At 66.7% G+C, this 21,754-nt stretch carries 20 protein-coding genes and 1 pseudogene; 15 read left to right on the top strand and 6 right to left on the bottom strand.

All coding sequences use genetic code 11. From position 1 onward, the window contains the following. Window positions 1-256: 256 nt before the first annotated feature. The 3 genes and pseudogenes from ACSQ1X_RS07210 (at window position 257) to ACSQ1X_RS07220 (ending at window position 4,367) form a co-directional block, all read left to right on the top strand. Window positions 257-2,068, top strand: a complete 1,812-nt coding sequence (locus ACSQ1X_RS07210; RefSeq protein ID WP_055798476.1) for a proline--tRNA ligase — start codon at window positions 257-259, stop codon at window positions 2,066-2,068. Window positions 2,069-2,085: 17 nt separating this feature from the next. After that, window positions 2,086-2,880 (top strand): sulfite exporter TauE/SafE family protein, encoded by a 795-nt coding sequence (locus tag ACSQ1X_RS07215; RefSeq protein WP_055798474.1) that lies wholly within the window; start codon window positions 2,086-2,088, stop codon window positions 2,878-2,880. Window positions 2,881-2,937: 57 nt separating this feature from the next. After that, window positions 2,938-4,367, top strand: a pseudogene (locus tag ACSQ1X_RS07220) (pyridoxal phosphate-dependent decarboxylase family protein). A 27-nt stretch (window positions 4,368-4,394) separates the two neighbouring features. Here the strand turns inward: ACSQ1X_RS07220 and ACSQ1X_RS07225 are convergent. From ACSQ1X_RS07225 to ACSQ1X_RS07235, 3 genes are all read right to left on the bottom strand, one after another. Next, window positions 4,395-5,402: an aminoglycoside phosphotransferase family protein gene (locus tag ACSQ1X_RS07225; protein WP_436057185.1), complete on the bottom strand. Its 1,008-nt coding sequence runs from the start codon at window positions 5,400-5,402 to the stop codon at window positions 4,395-4,397. Between the two features lie 42 nt (window positions 5,403-5,444). Then, a complete protein-coding gene (locus ACSQ1X_RS07230) occupies window positions 5,445-6,176 on the bottom strand; it encodes a VIT1/CCC1 transporter family protein (protein ID WP_055798464.1) in 732 nt (243 codons plus the stop codon). Window positions 6,177-6,259: 83 nt separating this feature from the next. Further along, window positions 6,260-7,477, bottom strand: a complete 1,218-nt coding sequence (locus ACSQ1X_RS07235) for a ferritin-like domain-containing protein (RefSeq protein ID WP_436057186.1) — start codon at window positions 7,475-7,477, stop codon at window positions 6,260-6,262. A 105-nt stretch (window positions 7,478-7,582) separates the two neighbouring features. Between ACSQ1X_RS07235 and rimP the strand changes: the two genes are divergently transcribed. The 5 genes from rimP (at window position 7,583) to rbfA (ending at window position 13,555) form a co-directional block, all read left to right on the top strand. Next, window positions 7,583-8,200, top strand: a complete 618-nt coding sequence (rimP, locus tag ACSQ1X_RS07240) for a ribosome maturation factor RimP (RefSeq protein ID WP_436057187.1) — start codon at window positions 7,583-7,585, stop codon at window positions 8,198-8,200. Then, window positions 8,200-9,180 (top strand): transcription termination factor NusA, encoded by a 981-nt coding sequence (gene nusA, locus ACSQ1X_RS07245; RefSeq protein ID WP_436057188.1) that lies wholly within the window; start codon window positions 8,200-8,202, stop codon window positions 9,178-9,180. Before rimP ends, nusA begins: the two co-directional genes overlap by 1 nt. 226 nt (window positions 9,181-9,406) lie before the next feature. Continuing rightward, window positions 9,407-9,739, top strand: coding sequence for a YlxR family protein (locus tag ACSQ1X_RS07250; protein WP_436059287.1), 333 nt, complete (start codon window positions 9,407-9,409; stop codon window positions 9,737-9,739). 152 nt (window positions 9,740-9,891) lie between these two features. After that, entirely contained in the window at window positions 9,892-12,798 is a 2,907-nt protein-coding gene (infB, locus tag ACSQ1X_RS07255; protein ID WP_436057189.1) for a translation initiation factor IF-2, read from the top strand. Window positions 12,799-13,045: 247 nt separating this feature from the next. Continuing rightward, complete coding sequence (rbfA, locus tag ACSQ1X_RS07260) at window positions 13,046-13,555, top strand: 30S ribosome-binding factor RbfA (RefSeq protein ID WP_055798448.1); 510 nt, start codon at window positions 13,046-13,048, stop codon at window positions 13,553-13,555. 67 nt (window positions 13,556-13,622) lie between these two features. Here rbfA and ACSQ1X_RS07265 read toward each other — a convergent pair whose 3' ends face one another. Continuing rightward, window positions 13,623-14,738: a ScyD/ScyE family protein gene (locus tag ACSQ1X_RS07265; protein WP_436057190.1), complete on the bottom strand. Its 1,116-nt coding sequence runs from the start codon at window positions 14,736-14,738 to the stop codon at window positions 13,623-13,625. Window positions 14,739-14,918: 180 nt separating this feature from the next. Between ACSQ1X_RS07265 and ACSQ1X_RS07270 the strand changes: the two genes are divergently transcribed. From ACSQ1X_RS07270 to ACSQ1X_RS07280, 3 genes are all read left to right on the top strand, one after another. Further along, window positions 14,919-15,404 (top strand): nucleoside deaminase, encoded by a 486-nt coding sequence (locus ACSQ1X_RS07270; protein ID WP_436057191.1) that lies wholly within the window; start codon window positions 14,919-14,921, stop codon window positions 15,402-15,404. A gap of 83 nt (window positions 15,405-15,487) precedes the next feature. Beyond that, complete coding sequence (gene trxA / locus ACSQ1X_RS07275) at window positions 15,488-15,961, top strand: thioredoxin (protein WP_055798439.1); 474 nt, start codon at window positions 15,488-15,490, stop codon at window positions 15,959-15,961. Window positions 15,962-16,055: 94 nt separating this feature from the next. Next, window positions 16,056-16,394: a CU044_2847 family protein gene (locus ACSQ1X_RS07280; RefSeq protein ID WP_055798436.1), complete on the top strand. Its 339-nt coding sequence runs from the start codon at window positions 16,056-16,058 to the stop codon at window positions 16,392-16,394. A 91-nt stretch (window positions 16,395-16,485) separates the two neighbouring features. Here the strand turns inward: ACSQ1X_RS07280 and ACSQ1X_RS07285 are convergent, their stop codons facing one another. Next, window positions 16,486-16,695 (bottom strand): hypothetical protein, encoded by a 210-nt coding sequence (locus tag ACSQ1X_RS07285; RefSeq protein WP_436057192.1) that lies wholly within the window; start codon window positions 16,693-16,695, stop codon window positions 16,486-16,488. A 166-nt stretch (window positions 16,696-16,861) separates the two neighbouring features. Beyond that, the gene (locus tag ACSQ1X_RS07290) at window positions 16,862-18,016 is read right to left on the bottom strand and encodes a pyridoxal phosphate-dependent aminotransferase (protein ID WP_436057193.1); all 1,155 of its coding nucleotides are present in this window, start codon (window positions 18,014-18,016) and stop codon (window positions 16,862-16,864) included. Between the two features lie 131 nt (window positions 18,017-18,147). Between ACSQ1X_RS07290 and truB the strand changes: the two genes are divergently transcribed. Genes truB through ACSQ1X_RS07310 form a run of 4 tightly spaced genes read left to right on the top strand, consistent with a single transcriptional unit; the run spans window position 18,148 to window position 21,684 of the window. Then, on the top strand, window positions 18,148-19,068 hold the full coding sequence (gene truB / locus ACSQ1X_RS07295; protein ID WP_082506723.1) for a tRNA pseudouridine(55) synthase TruB: 921 nt from the start codon (window positions 18,148-18,150) through the stop codon (window positions 19,066-19,068). A gap of 1 nt (window position 19,069) precedes the next feature. Then, window positions 19,070-19,423, top strand: a complete 354-nt coding sequence (locus tag ACSQ1X_RS07300; protein ID WP_055798430.1) for a hypothetical protein — start codon at window positions 19,070-19,072, stop codon at window positions 19,421-19,423. An 18-nt stretch (window positions 19,424-19,441) separates the two neighbouring features. Then, complete coding sequence (locus ACSQ1X_RS07305; RefSeq protein WP_436057194.1) at window positions 19,442-19,906, top strand: hypothetical protein; 465 nt, start codon at window positions 19,442-19,444, stop codon at window positions 19,904-19,906. A 50-nt stretch (window positions 19,907-19,956) separates the two neighbouring features. After that, window positions 19,957-21,684: a DUF222 domain-containing protein gene (locus tag ACSQ1X_RS07310; RefSeq protein WP_436057195.1), complete on the top strand. Its 1,728-nt coding sequence runs from the start codon at window positions 19,957-19,959 to the stop codon at window positions 21,682-21,684. Window positions 21,685-21,754 lie beyond the last annotated feature (70 nt).

A 21,754-nucleotide genomic window follows, 5' to 3' on the forward strand; every position in this document is an offset into this window, starting at 1 on the left:
CTGGACGTTGACCTTCCCAGCAGGCACGCCTAGCGCTTCCTCCGGACTTCTGGGTCCGACGGGCCGTAAGAGCCACGCCAAAACAGGATGACCAGCCGGCAACGGCCAGGGGCTTCCTTTCAGTTCTGGCGTGGCTCTTCTCCGTCCCGAGCGGCCGGGAACCCGGCACCCGCCGCGCCACGGTAGATTAGTACCCAGACGAATTTGCCCAGCCCGTCATCTGAACAGGCACCTCCCAAGAAACGGATTCCTACCCGTGGTCCTTCGACTATCCAAGCTTTTCCTGCGCACCCTGCGCGAAGATCCCGCCGATGCCGAGGTGGCGAGCCACCGGCTCCTGGTCCGAGCCGGGTACATCCGCAGGGCAGCGCCGGGCATCTACACCTGGCTGCCGCTTGGCCTGAGCGTGCTGCGGAAAGTGGAGAAGATCATCCGCGAGGAAATGACCGCGATCGGCGCCCAGGAAGTCCATTTCCCGGCTCTCCTGCCCAAGGAGCCCTACGAGGCCACCAACCGGTGGACCGAGTATGGCGAGGGCATCTTCCGGCTCAAGGACCGCAAGGGCGGCGACTACCTCCTGGCACCCACGCACGAGGAAATGTTCACCCTGCTGGTCAAGGACCTGTACTCCTCGTACAAGGATCTTCCGCTGAGCATCTACCAGATCCAGAACAAGTACCGCGATGAGGCCCGGCCGCGTGCGGGCCTGCTGCGCGGCCGCGAGTTCATCATGAAGGACTCCTACTCGTTCGACGTCGACGACGCCGGCCTGGACGCGAGCTACAACGCGCACCGCGCCGCCTACCTGAAGATCTTCGAGCGCCTCGGCCTCGAGGTGGTTCCGGTGGCTGCTACTGCAGGTGCCATGGGCGGCTCCCGGAGCGAGGAGTTCCTGCACCCGACCGAGATCGGCGAAGACACGTTCGTGCGGTCCGCCGGCGGCTATGCGGCCAACGTGGAGGCAGTGACCACCGTGGTGCCCGCGGACATCGACTTCACCAACGCGCCTGCCGCCGAGATCCGGGACACCCCGAACACTCCCACCATCGACACGCTCGTGGACGCAGCCAACGAGCTGGTTCCCCGCGGGGAGAACGACGGCGGCGCCTGGACGGCCGCTGACACGCTGAAGAACGTCGTCCTCGCCATCACCCTGCCCACCGGTGAGCGGCAGATCGTCGTCATCGGCGTGCCCGGTGACCGCGGCGTGGACCTGAAGCGGGTTGAGGCCAACATCGGCGCCTACCTGCCGGTCGCCGGCGAGATCACCGTGGAGGCTGCCGGCGAGGAAGACCTTGCCCGCAACCCCCTGATCGTCCGCGGCTACCTGGGCCCCGGCATGTCACTGAGCGCACCGCTCCTCGGCCTCGAAGGTGCCGCCAAGCTCCTGTACTTGGTAGATCCCCGCGTTGTCAGCGGCACCGCCTGGGTCACCGGAGCCAACATGGCCGGAAAGCATGTCTTCGGCCTCGTGGCCGGCCGGGACTTCGGCTGGGACGGCGTGATCGAGTGCACCGAAGTGCGCGCCGGTGACGAGGCCCCGGACGGATCCGGTCCGCTGGAGACCGCCCGCGGCATTGAGATGGGCCACATCTTCCAGCTCGGCCGCAAGTACGCCGAGGCCCTTGAACTGAAGGTCCTGGACCAGAACGGCAAGCAGGTAGTGGTCACAATGGGGTCCTACGGCGTCGGCGTTACCCGTGCTGTCGCGGCCCTGGCCGAGTCCAACCACGATGCCAAGGGCCTGGTCTGGCCCCGCGCAGTGGCTCCCGCCGATGTCCACGTCGTGGCTGTGGGCCGGGGCGAGGAAATCTTCGCGGCGGCCGAGAAGCTCTCACTCGAGCTCGAAGCCGCAGGCCTCGAGGTCATCTACGACGACCGCCCCAAGGTGTCCCCGGGCGTCAAGTTCGGCGATGCGGAGCTCGTTGGCGTGCCCACGATCCTGGCCGTTGGCCGCGGACTGGCGGACGGCGTCGTGGAGATCAAGGACCGCCGCAGCGGCGAGGCGGAGAACGTGGCCGTGGAGAAGGCTGTTGACTATGTGGTCAACGCCGTCCGCAGCAAGTAACCCGCTCGGCTGAAGGAGTGATCTCGGGATTCGAGTCGCTGGAGCCCGCCACGCTGATCCTCATCATCGTGGCGGGCTTCGCCGCAGGGTGGATTGACGCAGTGGTGGGCGGCGGGGGACTGATCCAGCTCCCGGCGCTGCTGCTGGTGCCGGGCATCAGCCCGGTCCAGGCTCTTGCCACCAACAAGATGGGTTCCATTTTCGGGACCACCACCAGTGCCGTGACGTACTACCGGCGGGTCAGGCCGGACCTGCGGACCGCCATACCCATGGCCGTCATTGCGCTGGCCGGGAGCTTCGGCGGCGCGGTGCTGGCCGCCACCCTGCCTGCGAGCGTCTTCAAACCCATAATCGTGGCGGCGCTGGTCGCCGTCGCTCTGTTTACGGCGTTCAAGCCCAACATCGGCGACCTGACTTCGCTCCGCCACGACGGCCGGACCCACTATGTGGTGGCCTGCCTCATCGGAGCGGCCATCGGGTTCTACGACGGGCTGATCGGACCAGGGACGGGTTCGTTCCTGATCATCGCCCTGGTATCCGCGATGGGTTATGCGTTCCTCGAAGCCAGTGCCAAGGCAAAGATCGTGAACATGGCCACCAATGCCGGCGCCCTGATCTTCTTCCTGCCGCACGGCTCGCTGCTCTGGGGCGTGGGGCTGGTGCTGGGGCTCGCCAACATGGCCGGCGGCTACCTCGGGGCGCGGACCGCGGTGAAGCAGGGCAGCACCTTCATCCGTAACGTTTTCCTCGCCGTCGTCGGCGCCCTCATCCTCAAACTCGGCTACGACATCTGGCAGGACACCTTCGCCTAGCAGGCGGGCCGAAGGGAATGCGAAAGACCCTCCCGGCCGGGAGGGCGCGGGCGTAGCATGCTCCTATGTCAACAGGGGACGCCCTTCCGGGACGCCTTGGACGCAGCAGCCGGGCACGCCCGTGAATGGCTGGCAAGCCAGCAGACCCGCCGTGCAGGGCCCCGGCCACGGCAGGGGAGCTGGAGGCCGTCTTCGGCGGTCCGATGCCCCAGGCCGGCATGCCGGCGGGCGAAGTGATCGACTATCTCGCGGCCGAGGCGGAACCGGGCCTGATGGCCATGCCGTCGGGCCGTTTTTTCGGCTGGGTTATCGGCGGCACCCTGCCCGCCGCCCTGGCGGCGGACTGGCTGGTCAGCGCCTGGGACCAGAACTCCTTCCTACGCGCTGCCACGCCCGCCACGGCGGCCCTCGAAGCAGCAGCCGGGCGGTGGTTCCTGGAGCTGCTGGGCTTGCCGGAAACGGCCGACGTCGGTTTCGTCACCGGCGCGACCATGGCCAACTTCGCCGGCCTGTCCGCCGCCCGCTGGCGCGTCCTGGAGAGGACCGGCTGGGACGGGAACACCGGTGGCCTTGCCGGCGCACCGGCACTCCGTTGCATAGTCGGCCAGGAACGCCACGACTCGATCGATCTCGCCTTGCGGTACCTCGGCCTGGGCCGCCCGATCGTGGTGCCATCGGACCCGCAGGGCCGCATGGATCCGGCAGAGCTGGACTGCGCCCTGGACCGTGCCCTGGCCAAGGCATCGGACGAAACCGGGGGATCAGCCGCTGCGCCGCCGGTTGTGTGCCTGCAGGCCGGGAACGTGCATTCCGGCGCGTTCGATCCGTTCCTCCAAGCGATCACCGTCGCGAAAGCACATGGCGCCTGGGTGCACGTTGACGGGGCTTTCGGACTCTGGGCGGCTGCGGTGCCGGAACTTGCCGCCCTGACCGCCGGACTCCACCTTGCTGACTCGTGGGCAACCGATGCGCACAAGACACTCAACGTGCCCTACGACTGCGGCATCGTGGCTGTGCGGGACACGGAGGCGCTCGAGGCCGCCATGAGCGTCAGCGCCAGTTACATCATCCGGGATGCCGGCGCGGCAGCAGACCCCTTCCAGACCGTCCCGGAACTCTCCCGCCGTGCCCGCGGCGTTCCCGTGTGGGCAGCGCTGAAGTCCCTCGGCCGGGACGGCGTTGCGGCGCAGGTACGCAATCTGGCGAGCCGCGCTGCGCAGTTGGCGGAGCAACTGTCGGTGCTGGACGGCGTGGAAGTACTCAACGACGTCGTCTACACCCAGGTCTCGCTGGCCTTCGGCGATGACGCGACCACGCGGGCCGTGACGGCCCGGATCATCGGTGACGGGCTGGTGTGGATGTCCGGTTCTCACTGGCGGGGGCGGGATGTCCTGCGTCTTTCGGTGAGCAACTGGACAACGGACGACGCCGACGTCGAGGCGGCCGTCGAAGCGGTGCGGAAAGCCCTGGCAGCAGTTCGCGGCTAGGCCCGGCCGCTTGTTTTCCAGCCAGCTTCACTCAGGCCCTGCTTCACCCGGTGCCGGGAGGTCATGCGCAGCGGGCAATCCGTCGAGGGTGCGTCCGGCCAGCGTGCTGGCCACCCAGAGGGAACGGGCCAGGTCGCCGCCATGGTGGGGGCGCGAGGCATAGGATAGGGCGTTTTCAACTTCGCGGGCGAGGCTCCACTGCCGGGCCGCCTCGGCATCCAGCCCCGCCGCGTTGCTGAAGTCCCTGCATCTCTCCAGCAGTCCCCGCCGGGGATCAGACCGGGAGAGGTCCCGGATGCGGTTCCACAGGAGCGGGGCCACCGAGAACTCGGCTTCGCCGATCATTGGCTGCGGGTCGATTGCCGCAAAACCGCCCTGCGGCCGGGCCAGGATGTTCAGGTAATGGAAGTCCGTGTTGACCAGGACGTCGGTCCCGGCACGGCGGCCCACCGCTCCGCGCGTCTGGCAAACTTCCAGGGCAGCCTCCAGCAGCCAGCGCGGAAATGGCCTGCCGAGCTGCTCCCAGTCCGCCGGAAGATCATCACTCCACTGCTCGGCGCGGGCTGCCACGTGGTCGAATTCGTGCCACTCCGGGCGATGGTCCGGCCTCAGGCTCAACTGCCGTGTCAGCCCGCCCCAGACGCCTACGGCCGTATCGAGCGGAACGTCCTGGAGGGAGCGGCAAGCGTCGAGCCTTTCCAGCAGCATGGAACACGTCCCGGCGTCGGACTCCAGGAGCCGCACCGCACCGTGGCCGTCCCAGAGCCGGAGGGCGAAACGCTCCACCCGGGCTTCGTCGTGCGGGTAGGCAACCTTGAGGACTGCAGGAACGCCCTTGCGGGTTACCGGGACAACCACGGCACCATGGCCGTTCCATGGCAGCTCACCGGGCGCCAGGTCCACCTCAAGGTCCCACCGCTCCAGGCGTCCGCGAATCAGCCTCTGGAGGGAACCCAGCCAGGCACGTCCGCCGCTTGTCCTGCCGTACCGGCGGCTCAGCTCAGGCGGGATGGGGACATCTGCGGGTGCTTTCATCGGATCCAGCGTAACTGCCGCCCGCCGGCAGGACGCGGAAGGTCAGGCGACCACGCCGCTGGCACCCAGCAGGTTGCCGATCCCGAAGGTCGCGATGAGTGCCAGGGCACCGCCGAGCACCACCCTGAACGCAGCCTTCGACTTAGAGCCTCCGCCGATCCATGCTCCGAGGGCTCCGGTCAATGCCAGGGCCACCAGCACTGCCACGAAGGTCAGGGGGACCCGGATCTCCTCCGGGGGCAGCAGGATTGCCAGCATGGGCAGGATCGCTCCGATCAGGAACGCTATCGCTGACGCGAAGGCGGCGTGCCACGGGCTGACGATGTCGGTCTCATCGATGTGGAGTTCGGCGGAAAGATGCGCGCCAAGGGCGTCGTGGGCGGTGAGTTCCTCAGCCACCGTGCGGGCCGTGGCGGCGCTGAGGCCCTTGCCCTGGTAGATGGCGGCGAGCTCCTCGAGCTCCTCCTCGGGCTGCTCAGCCAGTTCGCGTCTTTCCTTCTCGATGAGCGCCTGCTGGCTATCCTTCTGGCTGCTGACGGACACGTACTCGCCCAGCGCCATCGAAATGGCACCACCCACGACGCCGGCCGCACCGGCGATCAGGATAGGGCCGGAATCCGTGGTGACGCCTGCCACGCCCACCACGATTGCCGCGACGGACACGATGCCGTCGTTGGCACCCAGAACTCCGGCGCGCAGCCAGTTCAGCCGATGGGCGATGTCGTTGTGGTGCGGTTCGTTTTCATGCTGTGTTGCTGCTCCCGCGATGTCCATGGGTATAGCAAACCATCGGCTACCGCCGCCTGCCAGTAATACAAGGCTAAGAAAGGTAAGCCACGCCAAGGGCGAGGCAGGGTCTATCCGGCGTCCGACGGCGCCGGCGAAGCCCCCGGCGCGGTCGATTCCTGCGACGGGCTGTCCTGCGGGAGCTCCGGAAGCTGCGCAGTATCCACCACGATGCCCGGCAGGGGACCGGGGTCGGAGCCCCACAACACGGCGCGGTTGGCAGCTGCCAGAAGGCCCGAAATGGCCCATTGCCGGGTGCTCCCGCCGCTCAACGCGACCAGGTCCCCGTATACCGGGAGGGTTCCTGCTTCAAGGCTGCCCAGACCGGCGGCAGGGGCAGCGAGGAACGACGGGCCGAGGGTGTACCCCGCCTCCCGCGGCGGAATGTCCACGCACAGGGCGCGGCTGAGGGCTTCGGCTTCGGCAAGGACCGACTCATGCCGTGCCAGCAGCTGTGACGCCGAGCCGGCGGCCGCTCCGTCGAGGCGGGCAAGCGCCACTTGGTAGCCGTAGACCGTTTCGGCCTCCGTCTTGACAGTCATCGCCAGGGCTGTTGCCGGGGTGGCCGATCCTTCAGCCGGTCCGGACTCGGTGGTGGCCGGCGGGCAGGAACCGTCCGCTGCCGCCGATGCGGTAACCGATGCTGTTGCCGATGCTGTTGCCGATGTGGTTGCCGATGACGCGGCTGTCGGCGCGGCTGACGGCGCGACTTGGGGCGGCGCGGCCGGAGACGCGGGCGCCGCGGGGGCGGCTTCCCCCAACGCAGGTGCAAGTGAGGATGCCTGAAGAACCTGGGCGGTACCGACGGCGGCAAGCAGCCGTGCCATCCCGCCGTCGGAAGCTGCCGCATCTTCGAGGCGCCGGCTTCCGCTGGCGGACAACGCGGCGACGAGGGCGGCGGGGGAGTCCGTTCCCTCGGCCTGCGCCGTCGCGGAAGCGGTTGCTGATCCGGATGCGGAGGCGGCACCCGTGGCCGACGCGGACGGCTTCGGATCAGGGCCGGTCAGCGCTCTCGCCTGGGTTGTCAGCAAAGTCACAGTGCGCAGCAGGGCCTGGCGCTCGGCACCGGAAAAGGAGTCAGCCATTCTTCTGCCGGCCAGGCGCAGCTGCATCGTTTCGGCAAGCGCAGCGGCCCGTGCCCGTTCGGAAAACGCGGGTTCCGGCACTTCCGGCGGAGGGCCCGGAGTCAGCGCCAGCCCCAGGCTGATGACCAGGACCGCCAACGACGCCAGGATGCCGTACCGGAAATAGCGGGCCGGCCGTGGTTTTTCCTTGGTGTCGTCTTTCACAACAGACCATGTTGTCATGCCCGGCAGCAAGCGAGTGCACCACGGCGCCCATAAAATGGCTACGCTAGTACACACAACATCATCTAGCGGGAGGCGGCCGGCATCGTGAGTAATGCAGAAGCCACGACTTCATCAGACCGGACCGGGACGGGCAAGACTGAGGCCGAATCCGTGCACAACCCGGAAGCCGAGCGCGTCCGGGCGCTGCTGGAACCCTCGGTCCAGGCAAACCGGCTTTACTTGGAGGACGTATCCATTCAGGTTGCCGGTGCAAACCGTGTGGTCCACGTAGTAGTGGACCTGCCGCAGGAAGAGACCGGCGGAGTAAGCCTTGACGTTATTGCGGAGATTTCCAAGGAACTCTCCGGCATCCTGGACAGCGACCCCAGCTACGACAGCCGCCCCTACGACCTCGAGGTTTCCTCGCCCGGCGTGGGACGGCCACTGACCGAACCGCGCCACTGGCACCGTGCCCGCGGCCGCATGGTCAAGGTGAATGTCATCCAGGGCGAAAACCTGACCGGCAGGATCCAGGCCGTTGATGACGACGGCGTGACGCTGATTCCGGAGATCGCTGCCAAGAAGGGCATGAAGCCCAAGCAGGGCGAGCCGGAGAAGATTCCTTTCGACAGGATCCGCAATGGAAAAGTCGAGATAGAGTTCAGCCACCTCGATGAGGTCGGTCTGGAAGATGAACACAATGGACCTTCTGAGGAGGCCTGATGGATATTGACATGAGCGCACTGAGACTTCTGGAGCGTGAGCGTGAAATCCCGCTGGACCTCCTGATTCCCACCATCGAGCAGGCACTGCTGGTGGCGTACCACAAGTCTCCGGGAGCCTTCGAGAAGGCCCGTGCAGAGCTGGACCGCAAGAGCGGCCACGTGACCATCTGGGCCACCGAAATCGACGACGACGGCGCCCCCATCGGGGAGTTCGAGGACACTCCGGCCGGGTTTGGCCGCATCGCTGCCAGCACGGCACGCCAGATCATCCTGCAGCGGTTGCGCGACGTGGAGGACGACAACGTCCTGGGCGAGTTCAAGGGCCGCGAAGGCGAGCTTGTTGCCGGCACCATCCAGCAGGGCAACAACCCGCACATGATCCAGGTGAACCTCGGAACCGTGGAGGCGCTGCTGCCCCCGCCCGAGCAGGTGCCCGGCGAGAAGTACATCCACGGCAACAGGCTTCGCGCTTTCGTGATCGACGTGCACCGCGGCACCAAGGGTCCGTCCATCACGTTGTCCCGTTCGCACCCCGGACTGGTCCGGAAACTTTTCGAACTGGAAGTTCCGGAGATCGCCGACCGTTCCGTGGAGATCGTGGCACTCGCCCGCGAAGCCGGTCACCGCACCAAGATCGCCGTCAAGGCCAACATCCCCGGCATCAATGCCAAGGGTGCCTGCATCGGTGAAATGGGTTCGCGAGTCCGGGCCGTCATGACCGAACTCAACGACGAAAAGATCGACATCGTTGACTTCAACGAGGATCCGGCCAGCTTCATCGCCAGCGCGTTGTCGCCGTCGAGGGTGAATTCCGTCACCATCACGGATGAAGCGACGCGCTCCGCACGTGTTGTGGTGCCGGACTACCAGCTGTCGCTTGCCATCGGCAAGGAGGGCCAGAACGCCCGCCTGGCCGCCAAGCTCACCGGCTGGCGGATCGACATCGTCTCCGACGCCGCGGTTCAGCGCGAAAACTAGTTCGCTTCTGCGGACGGCCCCTCGGACTGTCCCGCCCGGTTTCGACCCGTCGTTTCGGGGCCGGGGCACCTGAGGGGCTAGAATAGACATTGACCGTGCCTTATGGCCGGTATCCGTGCGCCTTGAGCGTGCCCGCAGAATCTGCGTTCTTTCGGAGCGCAGCCCCAAGCGGGCGGGTTCGGGGCGGCAGATTTGTAAGGGCAGGAAGATACTCACCGTGGCGCACATGCAACACCTTGAGGATCGGCCGCAGCGTACCTGCATCGGATGCCGGAAGAAGGGTCCGCGGTCTGAGTTACTCCGGCTCGTCGCCGAAGGCAGCGGTTCCACCGCTGTCGTTGTGGACGAACGACGCCGGATGGCTGGCCGGGGTGCTTGGCTGCACTCCAGCGAAACGTGCCTGGCGCTGGCTATCAAGCGGCGTGCGTTCGGACGTGCCCTCCCGGGCACCACCGGAACTGCCGCCGTCGAACGCCGGATAACGGCAGGCACGCAAGCCGTGGACACTCCGGTGGCCGCAGCAACAACCGTCCAACCTGAAAGCGGGTCAGAAAACTGATGGAAACCCGATGAGTTCCCAGCGATGAGTGCGCAACGATGACAACTTTGTTGCGCTCTGCAATGGACCTTTCAGCTGCACTCGCGGCGGAGGTCCGCAGTAAGAAGTAGACGGTTCGTGCCTGGCTCGGTGCGGACCGAGACAGGAGAAATGTGGCCAAGGTCCGCGTACATGAGCTTGCTAAAGAGCTCGGTATTACTTCCAAAGATGCAGTAACCAAACTGCAGGAACTGGGCGAATTCGTTCGCTCTGCCTCTTCCACCATTGAGGCCCCCGTTGTGAGGAAACTCCGCAACGCCTACCCCGCCGCCGGCGCTTCGAAGTCCGAGGCTCCCGCTGCAGCGCCCAAGGCGCCCGCCAGCCCCGCAGCTTCTCGTCCGGCCCCCGCGCCGGGTCCGGCAGCTCCCAAGGCTCCGGAACCCAAGGCTGAAGCTCCGGCCGCAGCCCCCGCCCCGTCGGCGCCTGCTCCGGCAGCAGCCCCTGCCCCCGCGGCCCCGGCAGCAGCAGCAGCTGCGCCTGCAGCCACGGCGGCGCCGTCCACCGGTGCAAAGCCCGGCGCACGCCCGGCGCCCAAGGCTGAAGCCCCGGCTGCTCCGTCCCGCTCCGGCGGGCAGGGCAGTTCGGCACCCCGTCCGGGCGGTCCCCGTCCAGGCAACAACCCCTTCGCCACGTCCCAGGGCATGCCCCGGGGTCGCGGCGGCGATAACGAACGTCCCCCGCGTCCGGGCAACAACCCGTTCGCTCCTTCCCAGGGCATGCCCCGTCCGGGCGGAAGCCGCACCGAGGGCGAACGCCCCGGCGGCCCGCGCCCGGCAGCAGGCGCAGGGGGTCCCCGTCCGGGTGCTCCCCGTCCCGCCGGCGCACAGGGTGCACGTCCGGGCGCTCCGCGTCCGGCAGGCGCTGCCGGTGCACGTCCCGGTGCAGGCGGCGGAAACCGTCCTACTCCGGGCATGATGCCTAACCGCACCGAACGTCCCGCACCCGCTGGTGCAGGCCGTCCCGGCGGCGGCGGACGCGGTCCCGGACGCCCGGGCGGCGCACCGGGTACCGGTGGCGCTCCCGGTGCCGGTGGCGGTGCTCCGGCCGGCGGTGGCTTCGGCAAGGGCGGTCGCGGCCGCGGTGGCACCCAGGGTGCCTTCGGTAAGGGCGGCGCAGGCCGTGGCAAGCAGCGCAAGTCGAAGCGTGCCAAGCGCCAGGAACTCGAGCAGATGAGTGCTCCGTCGCTGGGCGGCGTAAGCGTGCCCCGCGGCGACGGCAACACCGTTGTCCGGCTCCGTCGCGGCTCGTCCATCACGGACTTTGCCGACAAGATCGAGGCGAACCCCGCAGCACTGGTGACTGTGCTCTTCCACCTCGGCGAAATGGCCACGGCCACGCAGTCCCTGGATGAAGAGACCTTCGCCCTGCTCGGCGAGGAGCTTGGCTACAAGCTCCAGGTCGTGTCCCCCGAGGACGAAGAGCGCGAGCTGCTCTCTGGTTTCGACATCGACTTCGACGCCGAGCTGGAAGCCGAAGGCGACGAGGAACTCGAGGCACGTCCTCCGGTTGTCACCGTCATGGGTCACGTCGACCACGGTAAGACCCGCCTGCTGGATGCCATCCGTAACTCCGACGTTGTCGCGGGTGAACACGGCGGCATCACGCAGCACATCGGTGCCTACCAGATCACCACCGCGCACGAAGGTCTCGACCGCAAGATCACCTTCATCGATACTCCGGGCCACGAGGCGTTCACCGCCATGCGTGCCCGTGGTGCGAAGGTCACCGACATCGCCATCCTGGTGGTCGCAGCGGACGACGGCGTTATGCCGCAGACCGTTGAAGCCCTCAACCACGCGCAGGCAGCCAACGTGCCGATCGTCGTGGCCGTGAACAAGATCGACAAGGAAGGCGCCAACCCGGACAAGGTCCGCGGCCAGCTGACCGAGTACGGACTGGTTCCCGAGGAATACGGTGGCGACACCATGTTCGTCGAGGTCTCTGCCCGCCAGAACCTCAACATCGACGAGCTGCTCGAGGCCGTCCTGCTCACCGCAGACGCAGCCCTGGACATGCGCGCCAACCCGAACAAGGACGCCCGCGGAATTGCGATCGAAGCCAACCTGGACAAGGGCCGCGGTGCGGTTGCCACCGTCCTGGTCCAGTCCGGTACGCTGCACGTCGGTGACACTATCGTGGCAGGCACGGCCCACGGCCGCGTCCGTGCGATGTTCGACGACGACGGCAGCGTCCTGACCGAGGCCGGCCCGTCCCGCCCCGTTCAGGTGCTGGGTCTGTCCAACGTCCCGCGTGCAGGCGACACCTTCTTCGTGACCGCTGACGAGCGCACCGCCCGCCAGATCGCTGAGAAGCGTGAAGCAGCCGACCGCAACGCAGCCCTGGCCAAGCGCCGCAAGCGCATCAGCCTGGAAGACTTCGACCAGGCCGTCGCCGAAGGCAAGATCGACACCCTCAACCTCATCCTCAAGGGTGACGTGTCCGGTGCCGTGGAAGCCCTCGAAGACGCGCTGCTCAAGATCGACGTCGGCGAAGGTGTCCAGCTCCGCGTTATCCACCGCGGTGTCGGTGCGATCACGCAGAACGACGTCAACCTGGCAACGGTCGACAGCGCCGTCATCATCGGCTTCAACGTCAAGCCCGCCGAGCGTGTTGCCGAACTGGCAGACCGCGAAGGCGTGGACATGCGCTTCTACTCCGTCATCTACGCAGCAATCGATGACATCGAGCTGGCCCTCAAGGGCATGCTCAAGCCGGAGTACGAAGAGGTCCAGCTTGGCACCGCCGAGGTCCGCGAAGTGTTCCGTTCCTCCAAGTTCGGCAACATTGCCGGTTCCATCGTTCGCTCGGGTGTTATCCGACGCAACACGAAGGCCCGCATCAGCCGCGACGGCAAGATCATCGGCGACAACCTCACCGTTGAGACGCTCAAGCGCTTCAAGGACGACGCAACCGAGGTCCGCACGGACTTCGAGTGTGGTATCGGTCTTGGCTCGTTCAACGACATCACCGAGGGCGACATCATCGAGACCTTCGAGATGCGCGAGAAGCCGCGCGTCTAAGGTGTCCTAGCGTTACAGGTGCGGGGTCGTTGGATTCTTTCCGGCGGCCCCGCCCCTACGCTGGGCGGCACAGGGTCTGCGATCCTCTGCCGCCCAGCTCCGGTAGGCCCGATGCCACTCCCGGGCCGCCGGAAAAAATCCAACGCGGGTCCGTCGTAGACTCGCCTTAGGTGCGTGGCAATTAACCGAACCTTTTGTACGCAAGCCGCTAACGCGCCGTCGTACATCCAAATATTTAGGAGTGGAAATGGCTGATCCGGCACGCGCTGCCAAGTTGGCGCAGCGGATTAAGGTTGTTGTTGCAGAGGCTTTGGGCCGGAAGGTCAAGGATCCGCGGCTTGAAGGTATTACTGTTACCGACGCCCGCGTGACCAATGACCTGCAACACGCCACGATCTACTACACCGTGTTCGGGGACCAGGTGGTGCAGGCTGATGCTGCCAAGGGCCTGGAGAAGGCCAAGGGCGTTCTCCGGCAGGAAGTGGGCCGCAACATCACGGTCCGGCTGACTCCCACCCTCGAATTCGTGGCTGACCAGATTCCGGTCAACGCCTCCAACCTCGAAGAGCTGCTCCGCGCCGCCAAGAAGCGGGACGCCGAGGTTGCCGCCCTGGCTGCCAGCGCCAAGCACGCCGGCGACGCCGATCCTTACAAGAGCGACATTCCTGAGGATGTCGAAATCGACGAGGACGACTTCGACGAAGAGGACGAAGACCTCATCGACGACGAAGAAATCAACGAAGACGGCAACAAGTAGCACGTCGCAGGCATGAGTGTGGCCGGACCCGGAAGGGTCCGGCCACTTTTTTGCCCAAGGAGTGGCGTCAGTGGCGGGCGTGCCTGTCAAGGTCAAGGGAAACCAGTTTGCCGTCGGGTGCCTGGTTCGGCGCGGGGAGGGCATCAGTGGTCGCGTAAAGCGTGGAATCCCCGATGGTGACGTCGGCGGTGAGCTTGCCTGTCAGGACTGTCCGCTGTCCTTCGTCGCCGTTTATCCTGAGCACGCCGTCGCCGAACAGCGACGCGACGTAGATGTCGCCGTCGTCGTCAAGTGCCAGTCCGGTGGGGGAGAGCACGTCGTCAGCGAACAGCCTGACCCTGCCGTTGTCCGGGTTGACCTTATAGACGGACCCGCGTGCGCCCAGCCGCGGATCTTCCGGTCCGCCGGGGAGCGTGGTGACGTAGAGCCAACCGTCGGAACCTACCGCCACGTCCGTGGGCACTGGTTCAAATGCATAGGTCCGTCCCACAACGCAGTCCGGCAGCTGCAGTGTCGCCGCAACGTCGGCAGTGATCCGGTATGGCTGGGGCGGGAGGAGTGCGACGGTTTCGGTGTCACCTGAACGGAGGTCCACGGAAACCACGCTGTTGGCTCCCGCATCTGCCACGTAGGCCGTGCGGCCGGACAGGGCAATCGAGTATGGATGGGAATCCACGTCGCCTGTGTACGAGGCAGGCGGCATGCCTGCGGGCAGCCGGGCGGCGCACTCATCCGGCAGGTTGCGGAAGCCGTAGCGGGCGTCGCCGTCGGCGTTTTCTTCCGACTCCAGGGAAGCGAAGTCCCCGAGTGTCCACTGCGTACCATCGTCGCTGATGGCCCTGATGTGGCCTGCCAGTGGCCTGTCGTCCATCGGGCCGGCGCCCTGGCTTTCCAGGAGATACAGTGTGGACCGGCGCTCCGCGGTGCCCGCCACGTCCCAATCAGGAGCCGAGTAGACGGTGGACTTGCTGCCGTCGGCCTGAACCCTCGTCAGGCGGCCGGCGAATTCCTCGCTGACGATCACCGAGCCGTCCTGGTCAGCGTTGACGTGCAGGGGACCCACGAGTCCGCTCGCAAGGACTACGGGTGTTTGCTCCGCTGGCGCGGCACTGGCCGTAGCTGCGGGGGCCAGGAGCACGGCGATAGCTGCCGCGGACGCAAGCACCCGACGTTGATTTCTCATGGTTCTCTCCAATGCCCTTTGATGAATATCAAGAGCCTTGAGACCACGGATTGGCTACCGTAAGAAACGGCTGCCCCCACTGCCCATATTGTAATTCCCGGTCGTCGGCATCGTCGAGGGTCATGCAAACTGCCGGGCCCGGCGCACCGGAACTGCGGGCAGGCTGGCTATGATCGGAGCATGGATGCCCAACCTTCAGCCGCCGCTATCCAGGACTTCCTGGGGCAGGCCATCAACCTCGCCGTTCAGAATGTGGCCGACGGCGGCGGACCGTTCGGTGCGCTGGTCGTCACCGCTGCCGGCGAACGCTATTTTGGCGTCAACAGGGTAACGCGGGATAACGACCCCACCGCACATGCCGAAGTTGTGGCCATCCGGACCGCTGCGGCAGAATCTGCCAACTTCGACCTCAGCGGAGCTGTGCTCTACGCAAGCTGCGAACCCTGTCCGTTGTGCCTGGCGGCCGCGTTGTGGGCGCGGATCGGTCGTGTGTATTTTGCCGCGGACAGGCACGGCGCCGCGGCTGCCGGGTTCGACGACGCCCTGTTCTACGAATATTTTGACGGCAGCCGCCCGGAACTCATGCCGGTCAGCCAAACCGATATCCCGACGTCGAACGTCCCCTTTGACGCGTGGCGGGACAACCCGGACCGCACGGAATACTGACCTCCGCCTCGGGGGTCCGGCCTGCCGGACCGGCGGGACCTTCGACTCTATCCGGCAATGGTTGGCAGGCGTCCGATTAAGCCATGACCTCAGGTGCGGCCGGAAGGCAGCGCGGAGCAGTGGAACCGCGACTTATCAGGTGCCCCGGCTGCGGGAAGACGAACAGGATACCGGCAGCTGCTCCCGGCCGTCCGCGCTGCGGCAACTGCCGCCACGACCTGCCGTGGATTGTCGACGCCGGAGATGCTGACTTCAAGCACATCGCCGAGCAGTCCACCGTGCCTGCCCTGATCGACTTCTGGGCCGAGTGGTGCGGCCCCTGCAAGTTGGTCAGCCCGGTCCTGGACCAGCTGGCAACGGAGAAGGCAGGCCGGATCAAACTGGTGAAAGTCGACGTGGACAAGGCCCCCGGGCTCTCTGCGAGGTTTGCAGTCCAGGCCATCCCCACGCTGATGGTGATTGTCAGCGGAATGGTGATTGCCCGGCAGGCGGGCGCCGCGCCGGCGCCGGCCTTGCGGACCTGGCTGGAGCACGCGCTGTCCTCCACTCTGAGCTGAGCACCACTCCGGCCTCGGCCGGAGTGGTGCTCAGCAATCTGCAGCACATTCACGGCACAAGTAATCGGCATATGGAGTGCATACGGAGGAAGCCATGACAGAGATACTGCGCTACGAAGTCGGATCCGGCATGGTCCTGGTCGAAGCAGAGGAGAGCAGCTTCGGGGTGGAACACCCCTCGCGGGACGACCAGGGGATCCAGGACACCGGGCGCAGGCTAGAAGATGCCCTCGCGGCCATCCGGCCGGCAGCAAGAGCCGCCGCGGACGTCCTGGGGGACCTGGCGCCGAAGCATCTGGAACTTCAGTTCGGCGTGAAATTGGCGGGCACAGCAGGGGCCATCATCGCGAGGAATGTTGCCGAGGCCCATTTCATCGTCAGGATGTCATGGTCGCCCGAGCAGGCGCCGCCCGAGGAAGAGATCGAGTACTAGAGGCTCAGCCGGGAGGTGCACTGCGCTATGTCCGCCGCACCGCTATGTTCGCCGCACCGCCATGTTCGCCGCACCGGGTTGGTTCGCGGCACTATGTCCGCGACCGGCGGCCGCCGCGCGCCCCCAGCCCGCCGAGAAGCGGCGATCCCATGCCCAGCAGGAAACCGAAGTCGTACCAATTGCCGGCCCTCGCGTCGTTGTAGAAGGGGAACTCAGCCCACGCGCCGAAAACGTGCGCGATGAGCACGATCCACGCCGTAAAACCGTTCCAGAAGCCCCACAGCAGGTCCTGCCACCACATGATGTTCCTCTCCGGTGCCGCCCCTCTGGTCAGGTTAAGGCGCGGGCGGCTTTCGCACTAGGGACTCTTTGCCCCACCTGGGAGTTGTTTCCCCGCCGTGCGGGGCACCCCGAGAACGTGCGGGGCGGCCCCTGAACCTGCGGCGGCAGTCCCGGGACGTGTGGCGTCAGTCGCGGGACGGCAAACGGCCAAGGCCTTCCACGAGTTCAGCCTGGACGCCGCAGAGTGCTATCCGGATCCAGCCTTCGCCGATGGAACCGAAGGCCGTGCCAGGCGCGAAAGAAACCCCGGCATCAGCGAGGAACTTACGGACCCAGGTTCGCACATCGCCGCCGCTGACGTGGGAAACATCGGCCCAGAGGTAGAACGCCCCCTGCGCCGAAAGGAAGGGAATGCCCTTGGACGCCAGCACTGCCGAAGCTGCGTCCCGGTTTGCCCGGTAATGGGCGTGGGCATGGCTGACGTAGTCCTGGGGCCCCTCAAGTGCGGCGAGCGCGGCGTACTGGGACGGTGAGGCGACGCACGACACGATCGACTCCATCACATTGTTCATCTTCCGCTCCAGCCCCGGCGGGCAAATCAGCGCGCCGATCCGCAGCCCTGTCAGTCCATAGGTCTTGGAAAGCGTCAACGAAGTGAAGACCCTTGCCTCCCCGGGGACGTCGCTGTCGAACCGGGCGGGGCTGACGTGTGGGACGTCGTAGGTGAATGCCTCGTAGCATTCGTCGGAGATGATCCACAGGTCGTGGCGCCGGGCCAGTTCGACGAGGCCGCGGGTGAGGTCGCCGCCCAGCACCGCGCCCAGCGGATTGGACGGCGAGTTCAGGACCAGCACTTTGGTCTGCGGCGTGAGGAGGGCTTCGATGTCCTCGATCCGGGGCTGGAAGTCGTGCTCGGGGTACAGCGGGTACCGTACAGGCACTGCGTGCAGCAGCTGGCTGGTCATAGCGAAGGTGGGGTAGCCCGGATTGGGGATCAGGATTTCGTCGCCGGGGGAGAGCAGCAGGCTCATGGCGAAGTGGAGGCCCTGCTGGGCGCCGTCCACCACGTAGACCCGTTCGGACCCGATCTCGACGCCGTTGTGTTCACGGAACCTCGCTGCGAAGGCCTCGCGGAGGGCAGGGATTCCGGCATTCGGCGTGTAATTGGTCTCGTCGCGGTCCAGGCATGCCATTCCGGCCTCAAGGACATGGCGGGGGACGGCGAAGCCTGGTTCGCCGATGCTCAGCACGATGGCTCCGGGGGTGGCCCAGGCTGCTTCGGTGATCTCGCGGATCTGGTTGACGGGAAAGTCGCGGACATGGGCGGCAAGCTCGGGCATGTCTGCCATCCTAACCGCCCGCCGTCGGGCCGCCGCGGGACCCGGCCGCCCGCCGTCGTGCTGGCCTCTGGACCCGGCCGCCCGCCGCCGTGCGAAATGGGAGCGCCGTGGGCACGGATATACTGGGAGGCGTGCTTTCTGGACTGGTAATAGTGGACAAGCCGCAAGGATGGACCAGCCACGATGTGGTTGGACGGATGCGGCGGCTGGCCGGTACCCGGAAAGTGGGGCATGCCGGAACGCTGGATCCGATGGCCACGGGTGTGCTGGTTCTTGGGATCAACAAGGCCACGCGGCTACTGACGTACATCGTGGGCACGTCCAAGACGTATACAGCCACCATCCGTCTCGGCGAATCCACAGTGACGGACGACGCCGAAGGCGAGGTGGTCAGCAGCCAATCTGCCGCTGCGGTCACCGAAGAAGCCATCCGGGCCGGCGTCGCAGCACTCACCGGCGAGATCCAGCAGGTCCCCAGCAGCGTGAGCGCCATCAAAGTCAACGGCGAACGCGCGTACGCCCGCGTCCGGTCCGGCGAAGACGTGAAGCTTGCTGCACGGCCCGTAACCATCCACCGTTTCGATGTCCATTCGCTCCGCCCCGAGCGCGACGGCGAAGTCCTTGACGTGGACGTCACTGTAGAGTGCTCGTCCGGAACATATATCCGGGCCCTGGCACGCGACCTTGGCGAGGCGCTGGGTACAGGAGGCCACCTGACGGCGCTTCGGCGGACCCAGGTTGGCCCCTACACGCTGGACCAGGCCCGGACGCTCGAGCAGCTGGCGGAGGAACTGGAGGTTCTGGAGATGTCCCAGGCGGCGCGGGCGCTCATGCCGAACCGCGAGCTCAGCGAGGATGAAGCCACTGAAATCTCCTTCGGCCGGCGCATAGCCGCAGGCGCGGCAGCCGGAACCCCGGAGGCTGCCACCGCAGACAATCCGGCCGCAGCGTTCGCGCCCGACGGCTCGCTCGTTGCCCTGCTGGCCGACGCCGGTGGCTATGCCAAGCCTGTGCTCGTGTTTGCCCCCAGCAACGAACAGCCGGGCAAATAGCGTGGACGCGTACTTTTACATCATTCTGGCCGTCGGACTGCTCTCCACGATCATCTGCGCCGTGGCGGGGATCATGAATAAAGCCCCGAACGACGCCACCATCCTGTCCGTGGCCGCCGTCGAACTGGCACTGCTGGTTTACCTCGTGGGCTCCATCGTCCGCGTTTCGTCGGGTGAACAGATAGCCGGGGAATCATGGGAATTCTGGGGCTACCTGATCACGGCCCTGATCCTGCCCGTTGGCGCCGTGTACTGGTCCATCCTGGAACGCACCCGGTGGAGCAACTTTGTCCTGGCTGCCGTGGGCGTCACCGCCCTTGTCATGGCCGCCCGCATGAACCAGATCTGGTACTGAGTGGAAGAAGCACAAGACGTGACTCCGCAAACCCCCGTCAACAAGACCGACGCGGCGCCGAAGGCCCTGTCCAAGGACACCCGGAACACCGGGCCCGGGCGGCTGCTGATCGCGGTCTACGCAGTTTTCGCCATCTCTGCCACGGCCCGGGCCGGCTATCAGATTCTCACCAAGTTCTCCGAGGCGCCGCTCGCATACCTGCTCTCGGCGTTCGCGGCACTCGTTTACGTCGTCGCCACGGTCTCCCTGGCGAGGCCCGGCAGGACGTGGTTCAAAGTGTCAGTGGCCGCCGTTCTCGTGGAACTCGTGGGCGTGGTGGTGGTCGGGGCGCTGAGCATCTTCGACTCCGTCAACTTCCCGCACGAAACGGTCTGGTCGCTTTTCGGCCGCGGCTACGCGTTTATCCCGCTGCTGCTTCCCATTCTTGGACTTGCGTGGCTGTACCGGCGCCGCCCGTCAGTAAATTCAGCAGGGTCACAGTAGTCCTGACTCGGCGGCCCTAAATTGTCGTAGGTCGCTGGCAGAGTTGTCCCATGGAGGTCTTGGGGGAACTCGCTGCAGGAGGGGCGTTGCGGTGGGCGGCATTGCCCGCCGCCGCTTCTGCTGTTCGGGTTGCTTCCGTTCCGGGCCTGCGCAGTGTCCCCGCCGGTCTGCAGGCTTCTCAGGCGTTGGCGTCCGACGGCGGCGGGGCCGGTGATCTTCCCCGGAGCCTTGAGCTGCTCAAACGTGCCAGTTCGACGGCGGTCGAGGACGCCGGGGTGATGGGCTTCAGGGAGGCTGCCGACTTCGCGGCGAACGTTGAGGAAATCGCCCGGTCCCTGGAATTTCTGCAGGTGGTCGCGGCCGGGGCTGTGGACCGGACCCGGCGCGAGGCCCCGGCTGCTGGTCGGGCCGGCTCGGGTGCCGCGGTTGCCTGGACCGCCGGGTGGGGCGAAGCGACAGCGGTGCACGGGCCCATCGGCTGGGCCACCAGCCCGGCGGATGCAGGGAGTGACCCGGCTGCAAGCGATCCGGCTGCAGAGGCGCCCGCGGGAACTGCCGCTCCTGCGACCCGGGAACCGGATCCGGCCGATGACGGCTGCCGGAACACTGCCGAGTTCCTCCGCGCGAGGTTGCGGATTGGTGCCGGTGAAGCCCGCCGCCGGCTGGCACTGACCGAGGCGGTCCTGCCGAGGCCCGGGATCACCGGCCACCCCCAACCACCGGAACGGCCCGAGCTCGCCGAGGCCGTGGCATCCGGGACCGTGGGCACTAGGTCCGCGACCATCATCACGCTCGCGTTGGACCGGGTCCGCCACCACGCCACCGAAGACACCACCGCCCGGATGGAACACGCCCTGACCCGCGCCGCGACGGAACAGGACACCGACTTCGTCGCCCGGGTCGCCCGGCAGTGGACGGACGCGATCGACCGGGACGGGTCCGAACCCACCGAAGCCGAACTCCGGCACCGCCAGGGCGTGTTCCTCCGCCAGCCCCGCCGCGGACTCCAGCGGATGGAAATCCTCGCCACCACGGAGCAAACCGAACACCTGCTCACCGCCATGAACACCGCCACCAACCCCCGCACCCAACCAGGCGCCGGCGCCGACAGCGGCGCAGAGCAGGACCTGGACCAGAACCTGGACCAGCGCACCCGCCCACAGCAGCTCCTGGACGGCCTCGTCAATGCCTGCAAAACAGCCCTGACCACCGGTGCGCTCCCGGCCGCGGGCGGACTCCGGCCCCAGGTCATGGTCACCATCGACTACCGCGACCTCCTCGACCGGATGGAGAACCTCGAGCACGCCACCGCGACCTCAGGCACCATCGAGAGGACCGGCACCGCCCGCATCCACGGCACAGGCTCGTTCACGTTCACCGGTCCCGTCACCGCCGCCACCGTCCGCAAGATCGCCTGCGACGCGGACATCATCCCCGTCCTGCTCGGCAGCCAGGGGCGGATCCTGGACATCGGCCGCACCACCCGGGTGTTCCCGCCCCACATCCGCAAAGCCCTCACCGCCCGCGACCAGGGCTGCGCCTTCCCGGGCTGCACCATCCCCGCCCCGTGGTGCGAAGCCCACCACATCACCTACTGGTCACACGGCGGAACCACCAGCACCGACAACGGCGCCCTGCTCTGCAGCCATCACCACCACCTGATCCACAAGGAACAGTGGCAGATCCACGTCAAAACCGGGGTGCCCTGGTTCATCCCGCCACCCCACATCGACCCACGACAGGTCCCGCGAAGAAACAACTACTTCCGACTCGAGTGACACGGCAATAGTTGAACCGAGACGCCCCGGGAACCGCAAAACGGGCAGCGTCCTCGGCGGCACCGAGCTG

It is taken from the genome of Arthrobacter sp. LjRoot78 (assembly GCF_964254335.1).
Classification (GTDB): domain Bacteria; phylum Actinomycetota; class Actinomycetes; order Actinomycetales; family Micrococcaceae; genus Arthrobacter.